We start from the raw sequence: 25,409 nt of genomic DNA, 5'->3' as shown, positions 1-25,409 counted from the left end.
CCCGGCGGAGGGTTCACCCTCCGCCGGGCCGTCGCGACAGCGTTACACGCCTACTTGTTCACGACCGTCAGCGGCAGCAGCTTCTTGCCCGTCGGGCCGATCTGGATGTGCGTGTCCATCTGAGGACACACGCCACAATCGAAGCACGGCGTCCAGCGGCAGTCCTCGACCTCGGTCTCGTCGAGGGCGTCCTGCCAGTCCTCCCAGAGCCAGTCCTTGTCGAGGCCGGAGTCCAGGTGGTCCCAGGGCAGGACCTCCTCGTAAGTGCGCTCGCGCGTCGTGTACCAGGCGACGTCCACGCCGAAGTCGGGGAGCGTCTTCTCGGCGCACTGCATCCAGCGGTCGTACGAGAAGTACTCGCGCCAGCCGTCGAAGCGGCCGCCGTCCTCGTACACCGCGCGGATGACGGCGCCGACGCGGCGGTCGCCGCGGGAGAGCAGGCCCTCTACGATGCCGGGCTTGCCGTCGTGGTAGCGGAAGCCGATCGAGCGGCCGTACTTCTTGTCGCCGCGGATCTTGTCCCGGAGCTTGGCCAGGCGCTCGTCGGTCTCCTCGGCGGAGAGCTGCGGGGCCCACTGGAAGGGGGTGTGGGGCTTGGGCACGAAGCCGCCGATGGAGACCGTGCAGCGGATGTCGTTCTGGCCGGAGACCTTGCGGCCCTCGGCGATCACGTTCATCGCCATGTCGGCGATCTGCAGGACGTCCTCGTCCGTCTCCGTCGGCAGGCCGCACATGAAGTACAGCTTCACCTGGCGCCAGCCGTTGCCGTACGCGGTGGAGACGGTCCGGATCAGGTCCTCCTCCGAGACCATCTTGTTGATGACCTTGCGCATGCGCTCGGAGCCGCCCTCGGGGGCGAAGGTGAGACCGGAACGGCGCCCGTTGCGGGTCAGCTCGTTGGCGAGGTCGACGTTGAACGCGTCCACGCGGGTCGAGGGCAGGGAGAGGCCGACCTTGTCGTCCTCGTAGCGGTCGGCGAGGCCCTTGGCGATCTCGCCGATCTCCGTGTGGTCCGCGGAGGAGAGGGAGAGGAGGCCGACCTCCTCGAAGCCGGTCGCCTTCAGACCGCGGTCCACCATCTCGCCGATGCCGGTGATGCTTCGCTCCCGCACGGGGCGCGTGATCATGCCGGCCTGGCAGAAGCGGCAGCCGCGGGTGCAGCCGCGGAAGATCTCGACGGACATGCGCTCGTGGACGGTCTCCGCGAGCGGGACGAGCGGCTGCTTGGGGTAGGGCCACTCGTCGAGGTCCATGACGGTGTGCTTGGAGACGCGCCACGGCACACCGGACTTGTTGGGGACGACACGGCCGATGCGGCCGTCCGGCAGGTACTCGACGTCGTAGAACGCCGGCACGTAGACGCTGCCGGTCTTCGCGAGGCGGAAGAGGACCTCCTCGCGGCCGCCGGGCCGGCCCTCGGCCTTCCACTGGCGGATGATCTCGGTCATGTCGAGCACGGCCTGCTCGCCGTCGCCGATGATCGCCGCGTCGATGAAGTCAGCGATCGGCTCGGGGTTGAAGGCGGCGTGGCCGCCGGCGAGCACGATCGGGTGGTCGACGGTGCGGTCCTTCGACTCCAGCGGGATGCCCGCGAGGTCGAGGGCGGTGAGCATGTTGGTGTAGCCGAGCTCGGTGGAGAAGCTCAGGCCGAAGACGTCGAACGCGCCGACCGGGCGGTGGCTGTCCACGGTGAACTGCGGCACACCGTGCTCGCGCATCAGTTCTTCGAGGTCCGGCCACACGCTGTAGGTGCGCTCGGCCAGGACGCCCTCGCGCTCGTTCAGTACCTCGTAGAGGATCATGACGCCCTGGTTGGGCAGGCCGACCTCGTACGCGTCCGGGTACATCAGCGCCCAGCGGACGTCGGCGGACTCCCACGGCTTGACCGTGGAGTTCAGCTCTCCACCGACGTACTGAATCGGCTTCTGCACGTGCGGGAGCAGAGCTTCGAGCTGCGGGAAGACAGACTCGGCAGCAGACATCTCGAACCTTCGTGAGCTGGCAGGGGGGCGACTCTCAAGCGTACCCCGGTGCTCAGTGGCTCAGCGCCGCCCGGATTTCCGGGGCCGCGGCCCGCTTCCAGAGCGCGGGGAGCTCGCGCTCGCCTGCCTGGGCGGCGGCCTCCTCGCGGCCGTACAGAAGTCCCCAGGTGAAGGCGGTCTCGCCGGCCGCGTGGGCCTGGACGGCGATCTCGCGCAGCGCGACGCGGGCGACGACGCTGTCCTGGTGGTCGCCGAGCAGTGACTGGACGGCCTTGACGCGCTTGGCGAGCCGCTTCGCGGGTTTGCCGAGGGTGGGGCGGGCGGCGTCGGCGGCGTAGCGGGTGCGCTTGGCGGCCTTGCGGGCGGCGTGCAGGGCGAGGTCGCGCTCGTGGCCGGGGTCGAGCGCGAGGGCGTGCTCGACCCGGCCGGCGAGCCGGTCGAAGTCCTTGCGGACGGCGTGGGCGAGGACCTCGGGGGCGTCGTGGGCGGCCGCTTCGCGCAGGGGCGGGTCGGCGAGGAGCGCGGCGAGGGCGTCGAGGAGCGCCAGGTGGCGCGGGGAGTCCAGGGCGGCGAGGGCCCTCGCCCGGGCGTCCTCGGCGCGGCGGGCGCCGCGGGCGCGCAGCCGGGCGCGGACGGGGCCGAGGCGGAGGGTGTTCGGCAGCTCGTCGAGACGGGCGTTCAGGCGGGCGGTCAGCACTTCCTCGTCGCGGGCCGCGCCGAGCTCGCCGGCGAGCCACTTGAGCTCCTCGCCGACGCGGTCGGTGACCTCGCGGTCGAGGACCTTGCGGTACGACTTGAAGGCGCTGCGCAGCCTGCGGCAGGCGACCCGCATCTGGTGCACGGCGTCGGGCAGGTCGCGCCGGACGGCGGGGTCGAACGCGACGACGGCGTCGATCTGGTCCCGTACGTAGGCGAGGACGGCGTGCCCGGCGGTCCCGGGGGCTCCGCCCGCGTCCTCTCGTGCGGGCAGGGAGGCGCCCGTCTCCGCCAGGGCCCTGGCCAGCTTCGACGCCGACTCCGACGGGTGGATGCCGGCCTTCTTCAGGCGTTTCTCGACGGCGTCGAGGAGGGCCTCGTCGGCGCCGTCGGCGAGTTCGACCTCGATCTCGGTCCAGGCGGCCTCGCCCGTTCCGGTGAGGCGGTCGGCGTGGACGGTGTCGACGGAGAGTTCGGCGAGCGGGCGGCCGTCGAGGTCGAGCAGGTGGCGGACGTCGCGGCTGGAGCGGAGGCGGACGACGGGGACGACCGCGGCGCCGCGGACGCGGGAGCGCAGGAGCCCCGCCAGGGAGGCCGGGAGGGTCTCCGAGAGCGGGGCTCTGATCTCGTCGCGGATTCCGGAGGCGACGGGGAACTTGAGGTGCCAGCCCTCGTCCGCGCCGCCGGTGCGGCGGCGCAGCGTGAGGGCGTCGGCGGCGAGCCGCAGGTCCTCGGTGTCGTAGTAGACGGCGTCCAGTTCCATGACGCCCTCGTCCCGGACGGCGGCCACTCCCCCGGTGCCGACGAGGTCGGGCACCGCCGTCTGCTCCGTGGCCTCGTACTTGCGCTCGATCTCGCGTTTCGTCTCCGGCCGCTTCTCCTGCTGCTTCTCCTGCCGCTTCTCCGCCATGCAACGAATCTACGACCGGAGGACGGCGAGGGGGAGGCGAACTACGCCGTTGTCCGCACCCCGCCGTTGTCCGTACTACGCCGTTGCCGGCACTGCGCAGCCACCGGCACTACGCCGACATCGGCCGCTGCACCCTGATCGACTGCAGCAGGCCGATCGCCACCCACACCGCGAACATGGACGAGCCGCCGTACGACACGAACGGCAGCGGCAGGCCCGCCACCGGCATGATGCCGAGCGTCATGCCGATGTTCTCGAACGACTGGAACGCGAACCACGCGATGATGCCGGCCGCCACGATCGTGCCGTACAGCTCGCTCGTCTCCCGCGCTATCCGGCAGGCGCGCCACATGATGACGCCGAGCAGGAAGAGGATGAGGCCCGCGCCGACGAAGCCGAGTTCCTCGCCCGCGACCGTGAAGACGAAGTCGGTCTGCTGTTCGGGGACGAACTGGCCCGTGGTCTGGGAGCCCTTGAAGAGGCCGGCGCCGAGGAGGCCGCCGGAACCGATGGCGATACGGGCCTGGTTGGTGTTGTAGCCGACGCCGGCCGGGTCGAGGTCGGGGTTGGCGAAGGCGGCGAAGCGGTTGATCTGGTACTCGTCGAGCATGCCGAGCGCGGTGACGAGGACCGCGCCGAGGACGCCCGCGCCGATCAGGCCGAGCACCCAGCGGTTGGAGGCGCCGGAGGCGAGGAGCACGCCGAGCACGATGACCGCCATGACCATCACGGAGCCGAGGTCCGGCATCAGCATGACGATGCCCATGGGGAGGGCGGCGAGGCCGAGGGCCTTGGCGACGGTGCGGTGGTCGGGGTGGAGCTGGTCGCCGGCGTCGACCTTCGCGGCGAGCAGCATGGCCATCACCAGGATGATGGTGATCTTGACGAACTCGCTCGGCTGGAGCGAGAAGCCGCCGCCGATCACGATCCACGCGTGCGCGCCGTTGATGGTCGCGCCGAGCGGGGTGAGGACGGCGAGGATCAGCAGGATCGAGAGGCCGTAGAGGAAGGGCACGGCCCCGCGCAGGGTGCGGTGGCCGAGCCAGATCGTGCCGACCATCAGGGCGAGGCCGATGCCGGTGTTGAGGACGTGCCGGAACAGGAAGTAGTACGGGTCGCCCTGGTTGAGCTGGGTGCGGCCGCGGGTCGCGGACCACACGAGCAGCGAGCCGATGAGCGAGAGCGCGAGCGCCGAGAGCAGGATCGGCCAGTCGAGCCGGCGCAGCACCGAGTCGCGGGCGGTGAGCCTGGCGAGGGCGCCGCGCTCGGGTGCGTACCGCGAGACGGAGAAGCCGTGGGGTGCGGTCATCGGTCAGAGCCTCCCGCGGGTGGCGGGCGGGCCCGCGAGCTGTGGGTCGTCGTCCGGCTTCTTGGGGGGCGTGACGGGGTCGGTCGGCGGGGCCGGGGGCTGGGTGCCGCCGGGCTGGACGCCGTCGACCTGCTGCTTCGTCTCGTCGACCTTCTGCTCGTCGGGGTCGTACGGCTTGATCTTCGGCGCGTCGATCGACCCGTCCGCCTCGATCTTCGGCAGCGTCTGCTGGGGCTGCGGCAGCAGCGCCCGCTTCAGGTCCTGCTTGCCGGAGTCGTCGAGGCCGTACAGCGCGTCGTAGATGTTGCGCACGGCGGGGCCGGAGGCGCCGGAGCCCGTACCACCCTGGGAGATCGTCATGACGATCGCGTAGTCCTTGGTGTACGTGGCGAACCAGGAGGTCGTCTGCTTGCCGTAGACCTCGGCGGTACCCGTCTTGGCGTGCATCGGGATCTTGTCCTGCGGCCAGCCGACCTGGGCGAAGCGCCAGGCGGCCGTACCGCGGGTGGCGACTCCCGCGAGGGCTTCGTCTATCAAGTCGCGGGTGGCCTTGTTGAAGGGCAGCCGGCCGTGCGACTTGGGCTTGATCTCGGTGACCTTCTTGCCGTCGGCGCTGATGACGGCCTTGCCGACGGTGGGGTTCCACAGGGTGCCGCCGTTGGAGATGGCGGCGTAGATGGTGGCCATCTGGATGGGGGTGACGAGCGTGTCGCCCTGTCCGATGGAGTAGTTGACGGAGTCACCGGCGCGCATCAGGTTGCCTTCGAGGCAGTTCTCGTAGGAGAGCTGCTGGACGTAGGTGCCGCCCTTCTTGCCGTTCTTGCACCACCAGTCCTTGTTGTCCTCCCAGAACCGCTGCTTCCACTGGCGGTCGGGGACGCGGCCGGTGACCTCGTTGGGCAGGTCGATGCCGGTCTCGGCGCCGAGGCCGAACTGATGGGCCGTCTTGTAGAACCAGTCGCCCGGGTTCTTCTTCGGCTTCATCCCGCCGTCCTTGATCCACTGCTGGTGGGCGAGGGCGTAGAAGACGGTGTCGCAGGAGACTTCGAGGGCGCGGCCGAGGGAGATGGGGCCGTGGTTCTGCGACTCGAAGTTCTTGAAGACCTGGTTGCCGATGGAGTACGAGCTGGTGCAGGGGTAGCGGCCGTCGAAGTCGTAGCCCGCGTTGACGGCGGCGGCGGTCGAGACGACCTTGAAGATGGAGCCGGGCGCGGCCTGGCCCTGGATGGCCCGGTTGAGCAGCGGGAAGTTGGAGTTCTTGCCGGTGAGGGCCGCGTAGTCCTTGGCGGAGATGCCGCCGACCCAGGCGTTGGGGTCGTAGTCGGGCTGGGAGGCCATGGCGACGACGCGGCCGGTCTTGGCCTCCATGACGACGACGGCGCCGGCGTCGGCCTTGTAGTTCTCGTTGGTGTTCTTGTCGAAGGTCTTGCGGGCCTCGACCATCGCGTTGTGCAACTCCCATTCGGCGACCGCCTGGACGCGGGCGTCGATGGAGGTGACGACGTTGGCGCCGGGCTCGGCCGGGTCGCTCTTGGCCTGGCCGATGACGCGGCCGAGGTTGTCGACCTCGTAGCGGGTGACGCCGGCCTTGCCGCGCAGCTGCTTGTCGTAGGTGCGCTCCAGGCCGGAGCGGCCGACCTGGTCGGAGCGCAGGTACGGCGAGTCGGTGTCCTTGGCCTTCTCGATCTCCTGGTCGGTGACCGGCGAGAGGTAGCCGAGCACCTGGGAGGTGCGGGACTTGCCGGGGGCCGGGTAGCGGCGGACGGCGGCGGGTTCGGCGGTGATGCCGGGAAAGTCCTCGGCGCGCTCGCGGATCTGCAGGGCCTGCTGGGTGGTGGCCTTGTCGGTGACCGGGATCGGCTGGTAGGGCGAGCCGTTCCAGCAGGGCTTGGGCGTCTTGGAGTCGCAGAGCCGGATCTTGTTGACGACGTCCTGGGGCCGCATGCCGAGGACGTCGGCGAGCCGGGTGAGGACGGCCTTGCCGTCGTCCTTCATCTTCATCAGCTCGGTGCGCGAGGCGGAGACCACGAGCCGGGTCTCGTTGTCGGCGAGCGGGACGCCGCGGGCGTCGAGGATGGAGCCGCGCACGGCGGGCTGGACGACCTGCTGGACGTGGTTGTTCTTCGCCTCGTCGGTGTACTCCTTGCCGTTGCGGATCTGGAGGTACCAGAGGCGTCCGCCGAGGGTGAAGAGCAGGGAGAAGACGAGGACCTGGATGATCACGAGCCGGATCTGGACCCGGGGGGTCCGCCCGGTCTCGGGGATGTTGCTCATGCTGCCGCTGCCCCCTGGATCACAGTCGCTTGACTCCCTTGATGCGTCCGGCGCGCGCGGCGCGGTTCCGTGCGGCCTTGACGCGCAGGCCGCCGCGCTGGGTTCCGATCCTCAGGCCGGTGCCGGAGGAGAGCCAGCCGGAGGAGACGTCGGCGCCGCCCGCGCCTTCGGCGCCGGCCAGCGGGTCGTTCTCGGCGCGCCGGGCGACGGCCATGATGAGCGGCACAGTGAACGGCGCGAGGAGCAGGTCGTAGAGGGCCGCGGTGAACAGCAGGAAGCCGAGGCCGACATGGCGGGCGGCGGTGTCGCCGACGAGGGCGCCGACGCTCGCGTAGAGCAGGGTGGAGCCGAGGGCGGCGACGACGACCACGGTCATCGGGCCGCTGGCGGACTTGAGCCGGCCGTTGTCGGGACGGGCGAGGCCGCAGAGGTAGCCGACGACGCAGAGCACGAGGGCGTACCGTCCGGCGGCGTGGTCGGCGGGCGGGGCGAGGTCGGCGAGCAGGCCGGCGGTGAAGCCGACGAGGGCGCCGGTGACGTGCCCGTACACCAGGGCGAGGGCCACGACGGTGAGCAGGACGAGGTCGGGGACGGCGCCGGGGAGCTGGAGGCGGGCGAGGACGGAGACCTGGACGACGAGGGCGACGACGATCAGCGCGGCCGAGAGGAGGATGCGGTTGATCTTCATCGTGTCTCCCCCTGGTCCTGCTGCTGGTTCTGCTGGTCCCCCGGCTGCTGGGCCGCCCCGGGCTGCTGGGCACCACCGGGCTGCTCGCCGGGCTTCTGCTGTCCGTCCGGCGCGGTCGGCGTCGGAGTGACCGTCACGGTGACGGTGGGCGCGGGCTTGGGCTTCTGCGGCAGGACCATGTCGCGCGGGTCGGTGCGCGGGGCCTGGACGACGACGCCGACGATGTCGAGCTTGGTGAAGCCGACGAACGGGCGGACGTAGACGTTACGGGTCAGGCCGCCGCCGGACGGGTCGACGCGGACCACCTGGCCGACCGGCACGCCGGGCACGAAGGGCTTGTCGGCCTGCGAGCCGAAGGTGACGAGCCGGTCGCCGGGCTTGACCTTGGCCTTGCCGTTGAGGAGCTGGACGAGCAGCGGGCGGTCGCCCTGGCCGGTGGCGAAGCCGAGTTCGTCGGTCTTCTCCATCCGGGTGCCGACGGTGAAGTCGGGGTCGTTGGCGAGCAGCACGGTCGACGTGGAGGGGCCGACGGTGGTGACCCGGCCGACCAGTCCCGAGCCGTTGAGCACGGTCATGTCGCGCCGGATGCCGTCGCGGGCGCCGACGTCGATGGTGACGGTCCAGGAGAAGCCCTGGGCCGACCCTATGGCGATGACCTCGGCGCCCTTGATGCCGTACTGGCCGGCGCCGGCGGTCTTCAGCATGGCGTCGAGTTCGCGCAGCCGGCTGCGGTTGCGGTCGTCGCTGCCGAGCTTGGCCTTGAGGGCGGCGTTCTCCTGTTCGAGCGCGGCGATGCGGTTGTGCCGCTCGCCGGAGTCGCGAACGGCCCCTATGGCGTTGCCGATCGGGTCGACCGCCGAGGCGACTCCGTTCTCGACGGGACCGAAGACCGCGGCCGCGGCCTGTCGGGCACCGTCGACCGGCGACTCCTGGCCTCCTCGGATGTCCACCGTGATCAGTGCGAACGCGATGGCGATCAGCAGCACCAGGAGCAGCCGGCTCTCTCGTGTGTCCCTCACGTGCGGCGGCCGTGCCCTTCCTCAGTAAGACGGGATGTGACGGGTGATGAGGTTGATGAAGTCGGTGATGGAGTTGTACGTGGGTGCGGGGCGCCCCGGGCGGGCGCCCCGTCGGTCAGCGGCGCGGCTGGGCGTCGAGGACCTGCTGCAGCGCCTCGAACTCCTCGACGCACTTGCCGGAGCCGAGGGCCACGGAGTCCAGCGGGTCCTCGGCGATGTGGATCGGCATGCCCGTCTCGCGGCGCAGCCGCTCGTCGAGGCCGCGCAGCAGAGCGCCGCCACCCGTGAGAACGATGCCGCGGTCCATGACGTCACCGGAGAGCTCCGGCGGGCACTTGTCGAGGGTGGTCTTCACCGCGTCGACGATGGCGTTGACCGGTTCCTCGATGGCCTTGCGGACCTCGGCGGCGGAAATGACCACGGTCTTGGGCAGGCCGGAGACCAGGTCGCGGCCGCGGATCTCGGTGTGCTCGTCCTCGCCGAGGTCGTAGGCGGAGCCGATGGTGATCTTGATCTGCTCGGCGGTGCGCTCGCCGAGGAGGAGCGAGTACTCCTTCTTGACGTGCTGGATGATCGCGTTGTCGAGCTCGTCGCCGGCCACCCGGATGGACTGTGCCGTGACGATTCCGCCGAGGGAGATGACGGCCACCTCGGTGGTGCCGCCGCCGATGTCGACCACCATGTTGCCGGTGGCCTCGTGGACCGGGAGGCCCGAGCCGATGGCCGCGGCCATGGGCTCCTCGATGATGTGCACCTGACGGGCACCGGCCTGGGTGGACGCCTCGATGACGGCGCGGCGCTCGACGCCGGTGATGCCGGAGGGCACGCAGACGACGACCCGCGGGCGGGCCAGGTAGCGGCGCTTGTGGATCTTGAGGATGAAGTAGCGGAGCATCCGCTCCGTGATCTCGAAGTCGGCGATGACGCCGTCCTTCAGCGGGCGCACGGCGACGATGTTGCCGGGCGTCCGGCCGATCATCTTCTTCGCCTCGGCACCCACCGCGAGGATGCCACCGGTGTTGGTGTTGATCGCGACGACGGACGGCTCGTTCAGAACGATGCCTCGACCCCTGACGTACACCAGCGTGTTGGCGGTCCCGAGGTCGACAGCCATGTCACGGCCGATGAACGACATTGAGTTCCCCTTGTTTCCCATGAGGATGCGTCGGGCCTTCCCTAGCGGAGCGTTGACGGCTTCTCAGGTCGGCGAGGTGGTGGCTGAAGGTGGTACGGCGTGGAGTTTTCCATCGTAGTGCCGCCCACACGGATACCGCGCGGCGGACCGCCTCAGGCCACCTCTGTATAGGTGACGGAATGACGCGGCGATCCGTTCCCGGGATCGGCGTTCATATGCCTGGGGGCGACCGAATTCCTTCGGTCGCCCCCAGGTCATGACGCTGATCGGCTGACACCGGGTGACAACGGGTCAGACAGCGGCTCCGCCTCAGCCGAGACCGGGGAAGAAGATCTTCAGCTCGCGGGCCGACGACTCCTCGGAGTCCGAGGCGTGGATCAGGTTCTCGCGGACGATGGTGCCGAAGTCGCCGCGGATCGAACCCGGGGCGGCGGCGATCGGGTCGGTCGGGCCGGCCAGCGTGCGCAGGCCCTCGATGACCCGCTCGCCCTCGACGACGAGCGCGACGACCGGGCCGGACTGCATGAAGCCCATCAGCGGCTCGTAGAAGGGCTTGCCCTTGTGCTCGCCGTAGTGCTGCTCCAGCGTCGCCTGGTCCAGCTCGCGCATCTCCAGGGCCGTGATGGTCCAGCCCGCCTTGCGCTCGATACGGCCGATGATCTCGCCGATCAGACCACGGCGGACGGCGTCGGGCTTGAGCAGGACGAGCGATCGCTGGCTCACGGTGGAACTCCTTCAGACAACGGTGTGCGGGGCCCTACTGAATCTACAGGGCCCGCACCAGCCGTCATCACGCAGCGTCAGGCCCTGCGGAGCCCTGGTGGGCGGCCCAGCTCGCCTTGATGGCGTCGATCCTGCGCCCGTAGTGCACCGAGGCCCACCACAGCACGGCGAAGACCGCGCCGAGGAAGAACATGCTCGGCACGAAGAAGCCGCTGGCGATCAGCGCGATCTGCAGCGCCCAGCCGAGCTGCACGCCGCCCGGACGGGTGATCATCCCGCACAGCAGCACCGAGAGGACCATGGCGATCCCGCAGACCGTCCAGACCGTCGACATCGCCAGGGAGTCGTCCTTCATGGCGACGAGTCCGGCGAAGCCGATCACGAAGAACTCGCCGATCAGCGTCGAGGCGCAGAGCGTACGCACAGGATTCAGCCCCTCTTGAGCAGCAGCCGGGCGTCGCCGACCGTGAAGATCGAACCGGTGACGAGGACGCCCGCGCCGCCGAACTCGCCCTCCTCCTCGGCGAGCGTGATCGCTGCCTCCAGGGCGTCGTCGAGCCGCGGCTCGACCACGACCCGCTCCTCGCCGAAGACCTCGACCGCGAGCGCGGCGAGCTCGTCGACGTCGGTGGAGCGCGGGTTGGAGTTCGTGGTGATCACGACCTCGGCGAAGATCGGCTCGAAGGCCTCCAGCAGCCCGCGGGCGTCCTTGTCGGAGCTGGTCGCCACGACGCCGACGAGCCGGGAGAAGCCGAAGGACTCGGTGATGCCGTCGGCGGTGGCCCGGGCGCCGTGCGGGTTGTGCGCGGCGTCCAGGACGACCGTCGGGGACTTGCGCACGACCTCCAGGCGGCCCGGCGAGGCCACCTGGGCGAACGCCCGGCGGATCACGTCGATGTCGAGCGCGCGGGCGTGCTGCGCGCCGATGCCGAAGAACGCCTCGACGGCGGCGAGCGCCACCGCCGCGTTGTGCGCCTGGTGCGCCCCGTACAGCGGCAGGAACACCTCGGGGTACTCGCCGCCGAGGCCGCGCAGGGTCAGCAGCTGCCCGCCGACCGCGACCTCGCGCGAGACGACGCCGAACTCCATGCCCTCGCGGGCCACGGTGGCGTCGACGTCGACGGCCTTCTTCAGGAGCACCTGGGCCGCGTCCACGGGCTGCTGGGCGAGGATCACGGTCGCGCCCGGCTTGATGATCCCGGACTTCTCGCCGGCGATCTCGCCGGGCGTCTCGCCGAGCCGGTCCGTGTGGTCGAGGTCGATGGGGGTGACGACGGCGACGGAGGCGTCGATGACGTTCGTCGCGTCCCAGGTGCCGCCCATGCCGACCTCGACGACGGCCGCGTCGACCGGGGCGTCGGCGAAGGCCGCGTACGCCATTCCGGTGAGGACCTCGAAGAACGAGAGCCGGTACTCCTCGCGCTCGTCGACCAGCTCCACCATCGGCGCGATGTCCCGGTACGTCTCGACGAACCGCTCCGGGTCGATCGGGGCGCCGTCCAGGCTGATGCGCTCGGTGATGGTCTGCACGTGCGGCGAGGTGTAGCGGCCGGTGCGCAGGTCGAAGGCGCCGAGCAGGGACTCGATCATGCGGGCGGTGGAGGTCTTGCCGTTGGTGCCCGTGATGTGGATCGACGGGTACGCGCGCTGCGGCTCGCCCAGCACGTCCATCAGGGCCGCGATGCGCTTGACCGAGGGCTCCAGCTTGGTCTCGCCCCAGCGGGTGGACAGCTCGGTCTCGACGTCGCGCAGCGCCTTGTCGACCTCGGGGTCGGCGGGACGGCTCGGCACCGGGTCGCCCTGCGGCGGACCGGCCATGGCGCGCAGGGTGCGACTGCCGGCCTCGATCACCGCCAGGTCGGGGTCGCGGTCGGTTTCGGTGTCGACGATGTCGTCGAACACGTCGCCGTGGTCGCTGTCGTCGAACTGGTCGCGGTCGTCGCGGGGCTCACTCACGCACCCAGTCTACGAAGCGCCACCGACAACACCCCACAGGACCCGGCAGGGCGCCCCCGGCTACCGCAGCCCCGCCGGCAGCGACGCCCGCACCACGTACGCCCCGTGCTCGCGCCCCGCGTCCAGCGTGCCGCCCATGCTCGTGACGCGTTCGGCCATGGAGACCAGGCCGGTGCCGGTGGAGACGGGGGCGCGGTCGAGCGGGGCCGGGGGCAGCGGGTTGCGGACCTCGATGCGGAGGGCGTCCGGGTCGTCGACCGTGATCGTGACGGTCACCGGGAGGCCCGGCGCGTGCTTGGCGGCGTTGGTGAGGCACTCGCGCACCACACGGTGGACGGCCGTCTGGCGCAGCGGCGACAGCGCCTTGGCCTCCTCCGCCACCTCCAGGTGCACCGGGCTGCCCGTCCGCTCGCTCTCTTCGGCGAGCGCGGCGAGACCGTCCAGGCCGGGCGTGGCGGCGGGGTCGTCGCCGCGCCGCACGATGGTCTCGTTGAGCATGCGGTGGGCCCGCCGGGCGGTCTCGGAGAGCTCCTCGAAGTCCTGCTGGTGCGCCTCTCCCCTGGCCCGTACGGCGAGCACCTCGGCCCGCACCGCGAGCAGCGTCAGCTCCCGGCCGACCAGGTCGTGGACGTCGCGGCCGACGGAGATCCGCTCCTCCTGGACGGCCTGCCGGGCGGCGGCCTCGCGGCGCTGGACCTCCAGGGCGCGCACCAGGTCGTGGCGGTAGGCGGCGATGCCGACGCCGGCGGCGAGGACGCCGATGGGGACGACGAGACTGAGGAAGTCGCTGAGGGTCTCGCCGTGGCGTTCGGGCCAGCCGGGCAGGTTGAAGTAGACGTAGGCGGCGCCCGCGTAGAGCAGGGTGGCGAGCCCGGCGACCCGGCGGCCCCGGAAGCGGCCGAGCGAGTACAGCGCGAACTGGATCATCGTCAGCTCGTGCAGCCAGCCCATCATGAGGATCGCCACCACGAAGGGCACCCAGGGTGCCTTCCGCCGCAGCACCAGCGTCGCCGCGCCGGCCGCGAGGACCAGGGTCGCGGTGATGCCGGTGAGCGAGTTGTCGGCGCGGGCCAGGCCCGGCACGTCCAGGACCATCAGGCCGAAGGCGAAGACCGCGGCGACGACGTCCATCGCCCGGGGCGACACCGCCCACCGGTCCATGCGGCGGCGCAGCGCGCGGACGGAGGCGGGAAGCGGAAGCATGCGTTCCATCATCCAGGGTCCTTGGTCCCGGCGCCGATGACCTGAAGTCCCGTCGAATGTGAGATCGGACATGTCAGGCATATGTGAAAGGGGCCCGGAACCGTGAGTGGTCCCGGGCCCCTTCGTCGTGCGATCGCCGTACGGCGGCCGTACGGGCGGCCGTACGGGCTACGCCTGCGGCAGGCGCTCCAGCTGCGTCCGGATGCGGGCGATGTCCTCGTCCGCCTTGGCGAGCCGGCCCTTGATCTTGTCCACGACGTTGTCCGGGGCCTTGGCCAGGAAGGCCTCATTGCCCAGCTTGCCCTCGGCCTGAGCCTTCTCCTTCTCGGCGGCGGCCAGGTCCTTGGCGAGCCGCTTGCGCTCCGCCGCCACGTCGATCGTGCCCGACAGGTCGAGCGAGACCGTCGCACCGGCGACCGGCAGGGAGGCGGTGGCGGCGAAGCCCTCGCCCTCCGGCTGGAGGCGCAGCAGCTGGCGGATGGCGGCCTCGTGGGCGGCCAGCGGAGTGCCGTCCAGCTCCAGGCGGGCGGGGACCTTCTGGCCGTCGTTGAGGCCCTGCTCCTTGCGGAAGCGGCGGACCTCGGTGACGACCCGCTGGACCAGCTCGATCTCGCGCTCGGCGGCCTCGTCGCGGAAGCCGGAGTCCTTCGGCCAGTCCGCGATCACCAGCGACTCGCCGCGAGTGAGGGTGGTCCACAGGGTGTCGGTGACGAACGGGACGATCGGGTGCAGCAGGCGCAGCATGACGTCCAGGACCTCGCCGAGGACGCGGCCGGAGACCTTGGCGCCCTCGCCGCCCGCGAAGAACGTGGTCTTCGACAGCTCGACGTACCAGGCGAAGACCTCGTCCCACGCGAAGTGGTAGAGCGACTCGCTCAGCTTGGCGAACTGGTAGTCCTCGTAGTACGCGTCGACCTGCGCGACCGTCTCGTTGAGCCGGGACAGGATCCAGCGGTCGGTCGCGGACATCTCGGACGGGTCCGGCAGCGGGCCCTCGATGTTCGCGCCGTTCATCATGGCGAACCGGGTCGCGTTCCAGATCTTGTTGCAGAAGTTCCGGGACGCCTGGACCCAGTCCTCGCCGATCGGCACGTCGGCACCCGGGTTGGCGCCCTTGGCCAGGGTGAAGCGGACGGCGTCGGAGCCGTACTCGTCCATCCAGTCCAGCGGGTCGACCGCGTTCGGGTTCGACTTCGACATCTTCTTGCCGAACTCGTCGCGGACCAGACCGGTCAGCGCGATCGTCGTGAACGGGACCTGGCCGTCCATCGCGTACAGGCCGAACATCATCATCCGGGCGACCCAGAAGAAGATGATGTCGTGGCCGGTCAGCAGGACGTCGGTCGAGTAGAACTTCTCCAGATCCGGGGTCTGCTCCGGCCAGCCGAGCGTGGAGAACGGCCACAGGCCGGAGGAGAACCAGGTGTCCAGGACGTCGGAGTCCTGGGTCCAGCCGTCGCCGGTCGGGATCTCGTCGTCGGGTCCGACGCAGACGACCTCGCCGTCCGGTCCGTACCAGATCGGGATGCGGTGGCCCCACCACAGCTGGCGCGAGATGCACCAGTCGTGCATGTTGTCGACCCAGTCGAAGTAGCGCTTCGACATCTCCTCGGGGTGGATCTTCACGCGGCCGTCGCGGACGGCGTCGCCGGCCTCCTTGGCCAGCGGGCCGACCTTGACCCACCACTGCATCGACAGGCGCGGCTCGACCGTGGTCTTGCAGCGCGAGCAGTGGCCCACCGAGTGCATGTACGGGCGCTTCTCGGCGACGATCCGGCCCTGCTCCTTGAGCGCGCCGACGATCGCCGAGCGGGCCTCGAAGCGGTCCAGGCCGAGGAAGGGGCCGTGGACGGTGACGACGCCGTGCTCGTCCATGACCGTGAGGGCCGGCAGGTCGTGGCGCTGGCCGATCGCGAAGTCGTTCGGGTCGTGTGCCGGGGTCACCTTGACGGCGCCGGTGCCGAACTCCGGGTCGACGTGGGTGTCCGCGACGACCGGGATCGTACGGTCGGTCAGCGGCAGCTTGATCTGCTTGCCGACCAGGTGCTTGTAGCGCTCGTCGTCCGGATGGACGGCGACCGCGGTGTCACCGAGCATCGTCTCGGCCCGGGTCGTGGCGACGACCAGGGACTCCTCGCCCTCGCCGTACCGGATGGAGACCAGCTCGCCGGCGTCCTCCTGGTACTCGACCTCGATGTCGGAGATCGCGGTGAGGCAGCGCGGGCACCAGTTGATGATGCGCTCGGCGCGGTAGATCAGCTCGTCGTCGTAGAGCTTCTTGAAGATGGTCTGGACGGCACGGGACAGGCCCTCGTCCATGGTGAAGCGCTCGCGGCTCCAGTCGACGCCGTCGCCGAGCCGGCGCATCTGGCCGAGGATCCGGCCGCCGTACTCCTCCTTCCACTGCCAGACGCGCTCGACGAACTCCTCGCGGCCCAGGTCGTGGCGGGACTTGCCCTCCTCGGCGAGCTGCTGCTCGACCTTGTTCTGGGTGGCGATGCCGGCGTGGTCCATGCCGGGCAGCCACAGGGCCTCGAAGCCCTGCATGCGCTTGCGGCGGACCAGGGCGTCCATCAGCGTGTGCTGGAAGGCGTGGCCCAGGTGGAGCGAGCCGGTGACGTTCGGCGGCGGGATGACGATGGTGTACGGCGGCTTCTCGCTCTTCGCGTCCGCCGTGAAGTACCCCCGGTCCACCCAGCGCTCGTACAGCGCCCCCTCTACCTCGGCCGGCGCGTACGTGGTCGGCAATTCGGTGGTGGTTGCTGGCTGATGCTGAGTGTTCTCGGTCACGGGCTCAGTTTAGGTGTGTCCCGGGGCCGTCCTGAAACTCGATTGTTCGGTAACGGTGTGCCCCCCACCGCCCCGGCGCCGCACGGCTTCCGACAGGATGTTCGCTACGCATAAACATCCTGTGAGGGATCTTGTGAGGGGAAGCAGTCGATGAGCTACAACCAGCCAGGGCCGTACGGCGGCGGTCAGCCGAACCCGTACGGGCAGCAGCCCGGCCAGCCCGGTCCGTACGGCCAGCCGCCGCAGGCTCCGTACGGTCAGCCGCCGCAGGCCCCGCAGCCCGGCTACGGCTACCCCCAGCAGGCTCCGCAGGGCGTCCCGCCGCAGCAGCCGTACGGCGGGCAGCCGGGATACGGGCAGCAGCCGCCGAACATGTACGGCCAGCCGCCGCAGGCCCCGTACGGCGCGCCGCAGGGCCCCGGTGGCTACATGCCTCCGCCGCCGGCGCCGAAGAAGTCCAAGGCGGGTCTGACCATCGGCATCGTCGCCGCGGTCGTCGGCCTCGCGATCGGCGCGTACTACGCGTTCGGTGGCGGTGGCGGCGCGAACGTGGCGGACGACGGCCCGCACAAGCTGATCACCCCGGCGACGGTGCTCACCGAGTACAAGAAGTCCGACACGGGCAAGCCCTCCAACGACAAGAAGTCGCTGGAGGAGGCCGAGAAGGCCGGCGTCAGCAACGCCACCGAGGTCGAGGCCCAGTACCAGGTCAAGGACGAGGCCAACCCGATGGCCGGCAAGCTGATCCAGTTCAACGGCCTCTACGGCAAGATCGACGACCCGGAGAAGGTCGTCGACGCCGTCTTCGCCTCCATCAAGACGGAGTCGGCGAAGGGTGACGACAAGGACGCGCCGACGTTCGAGGGCGACCCGGTGGCGTACACGCCGGCAGGCCTCGACGGCGCGATCCTCAAGTGCCAGTCGGGCAAGACCAAGGCCGACCCGACCGAGAAGATCCCGGCGTTCGGCGTGACGGCCTGCGTGTGGGCCGACCACAGCACCGTGGGCATCGTGATCCCGGTCGACGCGGCCTCGATGCTCACGGGCAAGGGCTCCACCGGCGCGGAGGCCGCGGACATCACGGCCAGGTTCCGCAAGGAGGTCCGCGTCAAGGCCTGAGCCGAGGCGCACACCAAAGGGGCGCCCCCGCCCAGCGGTCCGCCCCGCCCCGCCGGCCCGCCGCCCGGCCCGCCGCGAAGGCGCGCACGATCCGGCTCGGCAGCCCCAAGCCCCGGCTGCGGCTGATCTCCCTGGGCCTGACCCTGGTCATGCTGGTCTTCGTGGTGCGGCTGCTCCAGGTGCAGGCCGTGGACGCCTCCGCGTACGCCGCCAAGGCCGAGAAGCACCGCTACCTCGAATACACCCTCACCGCCGACCGCGGTGAGATCACCGACCGGGCCGGCATCGCGCTGGCCGCCAGCGTCGACGCGTACGACATCACCGCCGACCCCAAGCTCTTCACGCCCGAGGAGTCCAGGCTCGCCGACGCCCCGGAGCAGGCGGCGGCGCTGCTCGCGCCGATCCTCGGCAAGGAGCCGGCCGAGCTCGCGAAGAAGCTGCGCACCCCCAAGTCCCGCTACACGGTGCTCGCCCGCAAGCAGACCCCGCAGGTCTGGAACCAGATCAAGGACCTGAAGAAGGTCTACGAGCAGAAGGCCGCGCCCGCCCACGGCGGCAACGGCGTCAATCTCCTCGGCGGCATCCTCAGCGAGCCGGCCACCAAGCGGGTCTACCCGAACAGGGAGCTGGCCGCCGGGATACTGGGCTACGTCAACGCCGAGGGCCGCGGCGCCGGCGGCATCGAGTCCATGCTCGACAAGGAGCTGGCCGGCCAGGACGGCAAGATCCGCTTCGCCCAGTCCGGCGGGCGCCGGGTGCCCACGGTGGGCTCCCAGGGCACCCCGGCCGTCCCCGGCTCGACCATCGAGCTGACCATCGACCGGGACATCCAGTGGGCCGCCCAGCAGGCCATCACCGACCAGGTCCGCAAGTCGAAGGCCGACCGCGGCTACGTCATCGTCCAGGACACCCGCACCGGCGAGGTCCTGGCCATGGCCAACGCCCCCGGCTTCGACCCCAACGACCTCTCCCAGGCCAACGCCACCGCCATGGGCAACGCGGCCCTCCAGGACGCCTACGAGCCCGGCTCCACCAGCAAGGTCATGTCCATGGCCGCCGTCCTGGAGGAGGGCGTCGCCGCCCCCGACACCCACGTCACCGTGCCCAACCGGCTGCACCGCGGCGACCGCCTGTTCAGCGACGACGTCGACCACATCACCTGGTACCTGACCCTCAACGGCGTCCTGGCCAGGTCCAGCAACATCGGCACCATCCTCGCCACCGGCCAGCTCGGCAAGACGCAGGCCGAGTCGAACCAGGTGCTCTACGACTACCTGCGCAAGTTCGGCATCGGCAGCCCCACCGGGCTCGACTACCCGGGCGAGACCCCCGGCATCCTCGCCAAGCCGCAGGACTGGTCGACCTCGCAGCAGTACACGATCCCGTTCGGCCAGGGCCTGTCCATCAACGCCATGCAGGCCGCCTCCGTCTACTCGACCATCGCCAACGGAGGCGTACGGATCGAGCCGACCCTCATTCGCGGCATCAGGGGCCCGGACGAGCGCTTCACCCCGGCGCCCGCGCCCAAGGAGCGCCGGGTCGTCAGCGAGAAGACCGCCAAGACCCTGGCGCAGATGCTGGAGTCGGTCGTCGACGACGAGGACGGCACGGGAACCAAGGCCGCCATCCCCGGCTACCGGGTGGCCGGCAAGACCGGCACTGCCAACCGCGTCGACCCCGAACTCGGCCGCTACAAGGGCTACACCGCGTCCTTCGCCGGCTTCGCGCCGGCCGACCAGCCCCGCATCGCCGTCTACTGCGCCATCCAGAACCCCACCAGGGGCAGCTACTTCGGCGGCCAGATCTGCGGACCCATCTACAAGAAGGTGATGGAGTTCGCCCTCAAGACCCTGCACATCCCGCCGACCGGCAGCCAGCCCGCCCGGCTCCCGGTGACGTTCAAGCCATGACGTTCCGACCGTGAAAGCCGTAACACCGCGTGAAACACCGCGTGAAACTCCGGGAGCACCAGTGAGAACGATCACCCAAGATTCCGGGAACCGGAAATCGAACTCCAGCGACGCAGCGGCTCGATTTAGCCCTGCGCAGGGTGCGCCCGGTACGCTCACCGCCGTGCCACACGCTGATCAGTACCGAACCACCCCGCCCCGCCCGGAGCGGGTCCGCCCCACACCCCTGGGCGAGCTCGCCGCGCGGCTCGGCACCGAGACCTCCGGCGGCTCCGGCCGTCCCGACGGTGACGTCGAGGTCTCGGGCATCACGCACGACTCGCGGGCGGTCCGCCCCGGCGACGTCTACGCGGCCCTGCCCGGCGCCCGCGCGCACGGCGCCGACTTCGTCGCCCAGGCCGCCGGGCTCGGCGCCGCCGCCGTCCTGACCGACCCGGCCGGCGCCGAACGCGCCGCCGCGACCGGCCTGCCGGTCCTGGTCGTCGAGGACCCGCGCGGCCGGATGGGCGAGCTGGCCGCCGAGATCTACGGCCGCCCCGGCGCTGACCTGCTGCAGATCGGCATCACCGGCACCTCGGGCAAGACCACCACCGCCTACCTCGTCGAAGGCGGGCTGCGCGGCGCGGGCAAGGCCACCGGCCTGGTCGGCACCGTCGAGATGCGCATCGGCGACGAGCGCATCAAGTCCGAGCGCACCACCCCCGAAGCCACCGACCTCCAGGCCCTGTTCGCCGTCATGCGCGAACGCGGCGTCGAGGCCGTCGCCATGGAGGTCTCCAGCCACGCGCTCGTGCTCGGCCGGGTCGACGGCTGCGTCTTCGACGTCGCCGTCTTCAACAACCTGAGCCCGGAGCACATGGAGTTCCACTCCGACATGGAGGACTACTTCCAGGCCAAGGCGCGCCTGTTCACCCCCGAGCGCAGCAGGCGCGGCGTGGTGAACCTCGACGACGAGTACGGCCGCCGGCTCGCCAAGGAGGCGTCCGTCCCGGTCGTCACCTTCTCCGCCGCCGGGGACCCGAACGCCGACTGGCGCGCCGAGGACGTCGTCACCGGCGCCGCCGACTCCACCTTCACGGTGGTCGGCCCGGACGGCGAGCGGTTCTCCGCGACCGCGCCGCTGCCCGGCCCGTTCAACGTCGCCAACACCCTCGCCGCGATCGTCACCCTCGCCGCCGCCGGGATCGACCCGCGGACCGCCGCCGACGGCGTCGCCGCCGTCCCGGGCGTGCCCGGGCGCCTGGAGAAGGTCGACGCGGGCCAGCCGTACCTCGCCGTCGTGGACTACGCGCACAAGACGGACGCCGTCGAATCGGTCCTCCGCTCGCTGCGCGAGGTCACCCGCGGCAAGCTGCACGTCGTCATCGGCTGCGGCGGCGACCGCGACACCACCAAACGCGGCCCGATGGGCGCCGCCGCGGCCCGGCTCGCCGACACCGCCGTCCTCACCTCGGACAACCCGCGCTCCGAGGACCCGCTCGCGATCCTCACCGCGATGCTCGAAGGCGCCGCCGAGGTACCGGAGTACCAGCGCGGCGAGGTCCTGGTCGACGCCGACCGCGCGGCCGCCATCGCCGCCGCCGTGGCCCGCGCCGAGCCGGGCGACACCGTCCTGGTCGCCGGCAAGGGCCACGAACAGGGCCAGGAGACCGCAGGCGTGGTGCGCCCCTTCGACGACCGTCAGGTCCTGCGCGAGGCGATTCTCAGCCGCCAGAGCCAGCAGGACGCACACCGTCACCAGAACAGTCAGGGATGAAGCAGTGATCGCCCTCTCCCTCGCCGAGATCGCCGAAATCGTCGGCGGGCAGCCGCTCGACATACCGGATCCGACCCTCCAGGTCACCGGTTCCGTCGTCATCGACTCCCGTGCGGTCGAGCCCGGCAGTCTCTTCGCCGCCTTCGCCGGCGAGAACGTCGACGGCCACGACTACGCGGAGCGCGCCGTCCAGGCCGGCGCGGTCGCCGTGCTCGCCACCCGCCCCGTCGGCGCGCCCGCCATCGTCGTCGCCGACGTCCAGGCGGCGCTCGGCGCCCTCGCCCGTACCGTGGTCGAACGCCTCGGCACCGATGTCGTCGCGCTCACCGGCTCGGCCGGCAAGACCTCCACCAAGGACCTGATCGCCCAGGTCCTGCAGCGCCACGCGCCCACCGTGTGGACCCCCGGCTCCCTCAACAACGAGATCGGCCTGCCGCTCACCGCGCTCACCGCCGACGCCGGCACCCGCCACCTCGTCCTGGAGATGGGCGCGCGCGGCATCGGCCACATCCGCTACCTCACCGGACTGACCCCGCCGCGCATCGGCCTCGTCCTCAACGTGGGCACCGCGCACATCGGCGAGTTCGGCGGCCGCGAGCAGATCGCCCAGGCCAAGGGCGAGCTGGTCGAGGCGCTGCCGGCCGCCGAGGACGGCGGCGTCGCCGTCCTCAACGCCGACGACCCCCTCGTACGCGCCATGGCCGCACGCACCAAGGCCAAGGTGACTCTGTTCGGAGAAGCGGACGAAGCGGCCGTACGTGCCGAGAATGTCCGGCTCACAGAGAACGGACAACCCTCTTTCAGGCTTCACACACCCACCGGGTGCAGCGACGTGACCTTGCGCCTGTACGGTGAGCACCACGTGTCGAACGCGCTCGCCGCGGCCGCCGTCGCCCACGAGCTGGGCATGGCCGCCGAGGAGATCGCCACCGCGCTCTCCGAGGCAGGCACCCTGTCGCGCTGGCGCATGGAGGTCACCGAGCGTCCGGACGGCGTGACGATCGTCAACGACGCCTACAACGCGAACCCCGAGTCCATGCGAGCCGCTCTGCGCGCGCTCGCGGCCATGGGCAGGTCTGCACAGGCCAGGGGCTCCCGTACGTGGGCGGTGCTCGGCAAGATGGCCGAGCTCGGCGACGAGTCGCTCGCCGAGCACGACGCGGTCGGACGGCTCGCCGTCCGGCTCAACGTCAGCAAGCTCGTCGCGGTCGGGGACAGGGAAGCGTCCTGGCTGCAACTGGGCGCCTATAACGAGGGTTCGTGGGGTGAGGAGTCGGTGCACGTGTCCGACGCGCAGGCGGCGGTCGACCTGCTGCGCAGTGAGCTGCGGCCGGGGGACATCGTCCTGGTGAAGGCATCCAGGTCGGTCGGTCTGGAGCGGGTCGCCCTGGCACTGCTCGAGAACACCGGCGAGGGTGAGGTCGCCGGCCGATGAGGCAGATCCTCTTCGCGGGGGCCATCGGGCTCTTCCTGACCCTCATCGGCACCCCGCTGCTCATCAAGCTGCTCGCCCGCAAGGGATACGGCCAGTTCATCCGCGACGACGGCCCGCGCGGCCACCTCGGGAAGAAGGGCACGCCCACCATGGGCGGCATCTCCTTCATCCTGGCCACCCTCATCGCGTACGCCCTGGCCAAGGTCATCACCGGCGAGGACCCGACGTACTCGGGCGTCCTGGTGCTGTTCCTGATGGCTGGCATGGGTCTGGTCGGCTTCCTCGACGACTACATCAAGATCGTCAAGCAGCGCTCGCTGGGCCTGCGCGCCAAGGCGAAGATGGCCGGCCAGCTGATCGTCGGCATCGCCTTCGCCGTGCTCTCGCTGCAGTTCGCCGACCTGCGCGGCCTGACGCCGGCCTCCACCCGGCTGTCCTTCATCGCCGACTTCGGCTGGTCCATCGGCCCGGTGCTCTTCGTGGTCTGGGCGCTCTTCATGATCCTGGCCATGTCCAACGGCGTGAACCTGACGGACGGTCTGGACGGCCTGGCCACCGGCGCGTCGGTGATGGTCTTCGGCGCCTACACCTTCATCGGTCTGTGGCAGTTCCAGGAGTCGTGCGCCAACGCCATGACCCTGACGAACCCGAACGCCTGCTTCGAGGTGCGCGACCCGCTCGACCTCGCGGTCGTCGCCTCCGCGCTGATGGGTGCCTGCTTCGGCTTCCTGTGGTGGAACACCTCGCCCGCCAAGATCTTCATGGGCGACACCGGCTCGCTGGCCCTCGGCGGCGCGCTCGCCGGTCTCGCCATCTGCTCCCGTACGGAGCTGCTGCTCGCCCTCCTGGGCGGCCTGTTCGTGATGATCACGATGTCCGTGGTCATCCAGGTCGGCTCCTTCAAGATGACGGGCAAGCGCGTCTTCCGGATGGCACCCCTCCAGCACCACTTCGAGCTCAAGGGGTGGTCCGAGGTCCTGGTCGTCGTCCGGTTCTGGATCATCCAGGGCATCTACGTCATCGTCGGCCTGGGCCTCTTCTACGCGGGATGGGCATCCGAAAAGTGAGCGAACAGCTGGACTGGCAGGGCAAGAAGGTCACCGTCGCCGGGCTGGGCGTGAGCGGCATCCCGGCCGCCCGCGCGCTGCACGGCCTGGGCGCGGTCGTCACGGTCGTCAACGACGGCGACGACGAGCGCTCCCGGGCCCAGGCGGCCGAGCTGGAGGCGGAGGGCATCACCGTCCGCCTCGGCGACGGGGCGACCCTGCCGCCCGGCACCGAGCTCATCGTCACGGCGCCGGGCTGGCAGCCCGACAAGCCGCTCTTCCGGGCCGCCGCCGAGGCGGGCGTGGAGGTCTGGGGCGACGTCGAGCTGGCCTGGCGCCTGCGCGGCCCCGAGGCCGCGCCCTGGCTCGCGGTCACCGGCACCAACGGCAAGACCACGACCGTACGGATGCTCGCCTCCATCCTGGAGGCGGCCGGCCTGAAGACGGCCGCCGTCGGCAACATCGGGGTCTCGCTGCTCGACGCCGTCCTCGGCGAGGAGCGGTACGACGTCCTCGCGGTCGAGCTGTCCAGCTACCAGCTGCACTGGGCGCCGTCCCTGCGCGCCCACTCGGCCGCCGTGCTCAACCTGGCGCCCGACCACCTCGACTGGCACGGCTCCATGGAGGCGTACGCCGCCGACAAGGGCCGCGTCTACGAGGGCAACCGGGTCGCCTGCGTCTACAACGTGGCCGACCAGGTCACCGAGGACCTGGTCCGCGAGGCCGACGTCGAGGAGGGCTGCCGCGCCATCGGCTTCACCCTCGGCACCCCCGGCCCCTCGCAGCTCGGCGTGGTCGAGGGCATCCTCGTCGACCGGGCCTTCGTCGAGAACCGGCAGAAGAACGCGCAGGAGCTCGCCGAGGTCTCCGACGTCCAGCCGCCGGCCCCGCACAACATCGCCAACGCGCTCGCCGCGGCCGCCCTCGCCCGCGCCTTCGGCGTCGAGCCGAAGGCCGTACGGGACGGGCTGCGGGCCTTCCGGCCGGACCCGCACCGCATCGAACTCGTCGAGGAGATCGAGGGCGTCGCGTACGTCGACGACTCCAAGGCCACCAACACCCATGCCGCGGAAGCCTCGTTGGCGGCCTACGACCCGATCGTCTGGATCGCCGGCGGCCTCGCCAAGGGCGCGACCTTCGACGAGCTGGTGCAGAAGTCGGCGAAGCGGCTGCGCGGCGTCGTCCTGATCGGCCAGGACCGCGCGCTGATCCGCGAAGCCCTGACGCGACACGCCCCGGAAGTCCCGGTGGTGGACCTCGACCGGACCGACACTGGGGCGATGTCCGCGGCGGTGCAGGAGGCGGCCGCGCTCGCCCAGCCCGGGGACACGGTCCTGCTGGCCCCGGCCTGCGCGTCGATGGACATGTTCACCAACTACAACAAGCGGGGCGAGGCCTTCGCGGACGCCGTCCGCACGCTCGCCGCCACCGGGCGCGCCTGACCTGACCAGCGGAAGG

The 25,409-nt window shown here is 70.9% G+C and carries 18 protein-coding genes; 6 read left to right on the top strand and 12 right to left on the bottom strand.

The annotated features are described in order from the left end of the window. Positions 1-50 precede the first annotated feature (50 nt). The 12 genes from ACWEJX_RS15970 to ACWEJX_RS15915 form a co-directional block, all read right to left on the bottom strand. Complete coding sequence (locus ACWEJX_RS15970) at positions 51-1,982, bottom strand: TIGR03960 family B12-binding radical SAM protein (RefSeq protein WP_451608044.1); 1,932 nt, start codon at positions 1,980-1,982, stop codon at positions 51-53. 52 nt (positions 1,983-2,034) lie between these two features. Further along, the gene (locus ACWEJX_RS15965) at positions 2,035-3,588 is read right to left on the bottom strand and encodes a CYTH and CHAD domain-containing protein (RefSeq protein ID WP_451608043.1); all 1,554 of its coding nucleotides are present in this window, start codon (positions 3,586-3,588) and stop codon (positions 2,035-2,037) included. A 109-nt stretch (positions 3,589-3,697) separates the two neighbouring features. After that, complete coding sequence (gene rodA / locus ACWEJX_RS15960) at positions 3,698-4,897, bottom strand: rod shape-determining protein RodA (protein ID WP_451608042.1); 1,200 nt, start codon at positions 4,895-4,897, stop codon at positions 3,698-3,700. Positions 4,898-4,900: 3 nt separating this feature from the next. Next, positions 4,901-7,171, bottom strand: a complete 2,271-nt coding sequence (mrdA, locus tag ACWEJX_RS15955) for a penicillin-binding protein 2 (RefSeq protein WP_451608041.1) — start codon at positions 7,169-7,171, stop codon at positions 4,901-4,903. Between the two features lie 19 nt (positions 7,172-7,190). Continuing rightward, a complete protein-coding gene (gene mreD / locus ACWEJX_RS15950; RefSeq protein WP_451608040.1) occupies positions 7,191-7,859 on the bottom strand; it encodes a rod shape-determining protein MreD in 669 nt (222 codons plus the stop codon). Further along, entirely contained in the window at positions 7,856-8,878 is a 1,023-nt protein-coding gene (gene mreC, locus ACWEJX_RS15945) for a rod shape-determining protein MreC (protein WP_451608039.1), read from the bottom strand. Before mreC ends, mreD begins: the two co-directional genes overlap by 4 nt. A gap of 115 nt (positions 8,879-8,993) precedes the next feature. Beyond that, positions 8,994-10,013 (bottom strand): rod shape-determining protein, encoded by a 1,020-nt coding sequence (locus ACWEJX_RS15940; protein ID WP_403792923.1) that lies wholly within the window; start codon positions 10,011-10,013, stop codon positions 8,994-8,996. Positions 10,014-10,322: 309 nt separating this feature from the next. Further along, entirely contained in the window at positions 10,323-10,736 is a 414-nt protein-coding gene (gene ndk / locus ACWEJX_RS15935) for a nucleoside-diphosphate kinase (RefSeq protein ID WP_403792921.1), read from the bottom strand. A 67-nt stretch (positions 10,737-10,803) separates the two neighbouring features. Next, positions 10,804-11,160, bottom strand: a complete 357-nt coding sequence (locus ACWEJX_RS15930) for a DUF4233 domain-containing protein (protein WP_451608038.1) — start codon at positions 11,158-11,160, stop codon at positions 10,804-10,806. A 5-nt stretch (positions 11,161-11,165) separates the two neighbouring features. Beyond that, positions 11,166-12,692, bottom strand: a complete 1,527-nt coding sequence (gene folC, locus ACWEJX_RS15925) for a bifunctional tetrahydrofolate synthase/dihydrofolate synthase (RefSeq protein WP_451608037.1) — start codon at positions 12,690-12,692, stop codon at positions 11,166-11,168. 60 nt (positions 12,693-12,752) lie between these two features. Next, complete coding sequence (locus tag ACWEJX_RS15920; protein ID WP_451608036.1) at positions 12,753-13,895, bottom strand: sensor histidine kinase; 1,143 nt, start codon at positions 13,893-13,895, stop codon at positions 12,753-12,755. A 168-nt stretch (positions 13,896-14,063) separates the two neighbouring features. Next, entirely contained in the window at positions 14,064-16,685 is a 2,622-nt protein-coding gene (locus ACWEJX_RS15915; protein ID WP_451608035.1) for a valine--tRNA ligase, read from the bottom strand. Between the two features lie 150 nt (positions 16,686-16,835). Here ACWEJX_RS15915 and ACWEJX_RS15910 point away from each other — a divergent pair, with 150 nt between their 5' ends. The 6 genes from ACWEJX_RS15910 (at position 16,836) to murD (ending at position 25,393) form a co-directional block, all read left to right on the top strand. After that, the gene (locus ACWEJX_RS15910; RefSeq protein WP_451608034.1) at positions 16,836-17,804 is read left to right on the top strand and encodes a hypothetical protein; all 969 of its coding nucleotides are present in this window, start codon (positions 16,836-16,838) and stop codon (positions 17,802-17,804) included. Positions 17,805-17,953: 149 nt separating this feature from the next. Then, entirely contained in the window at positions 17,954-19,714 is a 1,761-nt protein-coding gene (locus ACWEJX_RS15905) for a peptidoglycan D,D-transpeptidase FtsI family protein (RefSeq protein ID WP_451608033.1), read from the top strand. 61 nt (positions 19,715-19,775) lie between these two features. Further along, on the top strand, positions 19,776-21,470 hold the full coding sequence (locus ACWEJX_RS15900) for a UDP-N-acetylmuramoyl-L-alanyl-D-glutamate--2,6-diaminopimelate ligase (RefSeq protein ID WP_451608032.1): 1,695 nt from the start codon (positions 19,776-19,778) through the stop codon (positions 21,468-21,470). A 4-nt stretch (positions 21,471-21,474) separates the two neighbouring features. Continuing rightward, entirely contained in the window at positions 21,475-22,905 is a 1,431-nt protein-coding gene (locus ACWEJX_RS15895) for a UDP-N-acetylmuramoyl-tripeptide--D-alanyl-D-alanine ligase (RefSeq protein ID WP_451608031.1), read from the top strand. Next, entirely contained in the window at positions 22,902-23,972 is a 1,071-nt protein-coding gene (gene mraY / locus ACWEJX_RS15890; protein ID WP_403798289.1) for a phospho-N-acetylmuramoyl-pentapeptide-transferase, read from the top strand. Before ACWEJX_RS15895 ends, mraY begins: the two co-directional genes overlap by 4 nt. Then, the gene (murD, locus tag ACWEJX_RS15885; protein ID WP_451608030.1) at positions 23,969-25,393 is read left to right on the top strand and encodes a UDP-N-acetylmuramoyl-L-alanine--D-glutamate ligase; all 1,425 of its coding nucleotides are present in this window, start codon (positions 23,969-23,971) and stop codon (positions 25,391-25,393) included. The genes mraY and murD overlap by 4 nt, the downstream gene beginning before the upstream one ends. Positions 25,394-25,409: the final 16 nt, after the last annotated feature.

This window comes from Streptomyces sp. NPDC004788 (assembly GCF_053601115.1).
The sequence above is the reverse complement of the archived record's forward strand: the minus strand, read 5'-3'. Positions and strand labels throughout refer to the sequence as shown.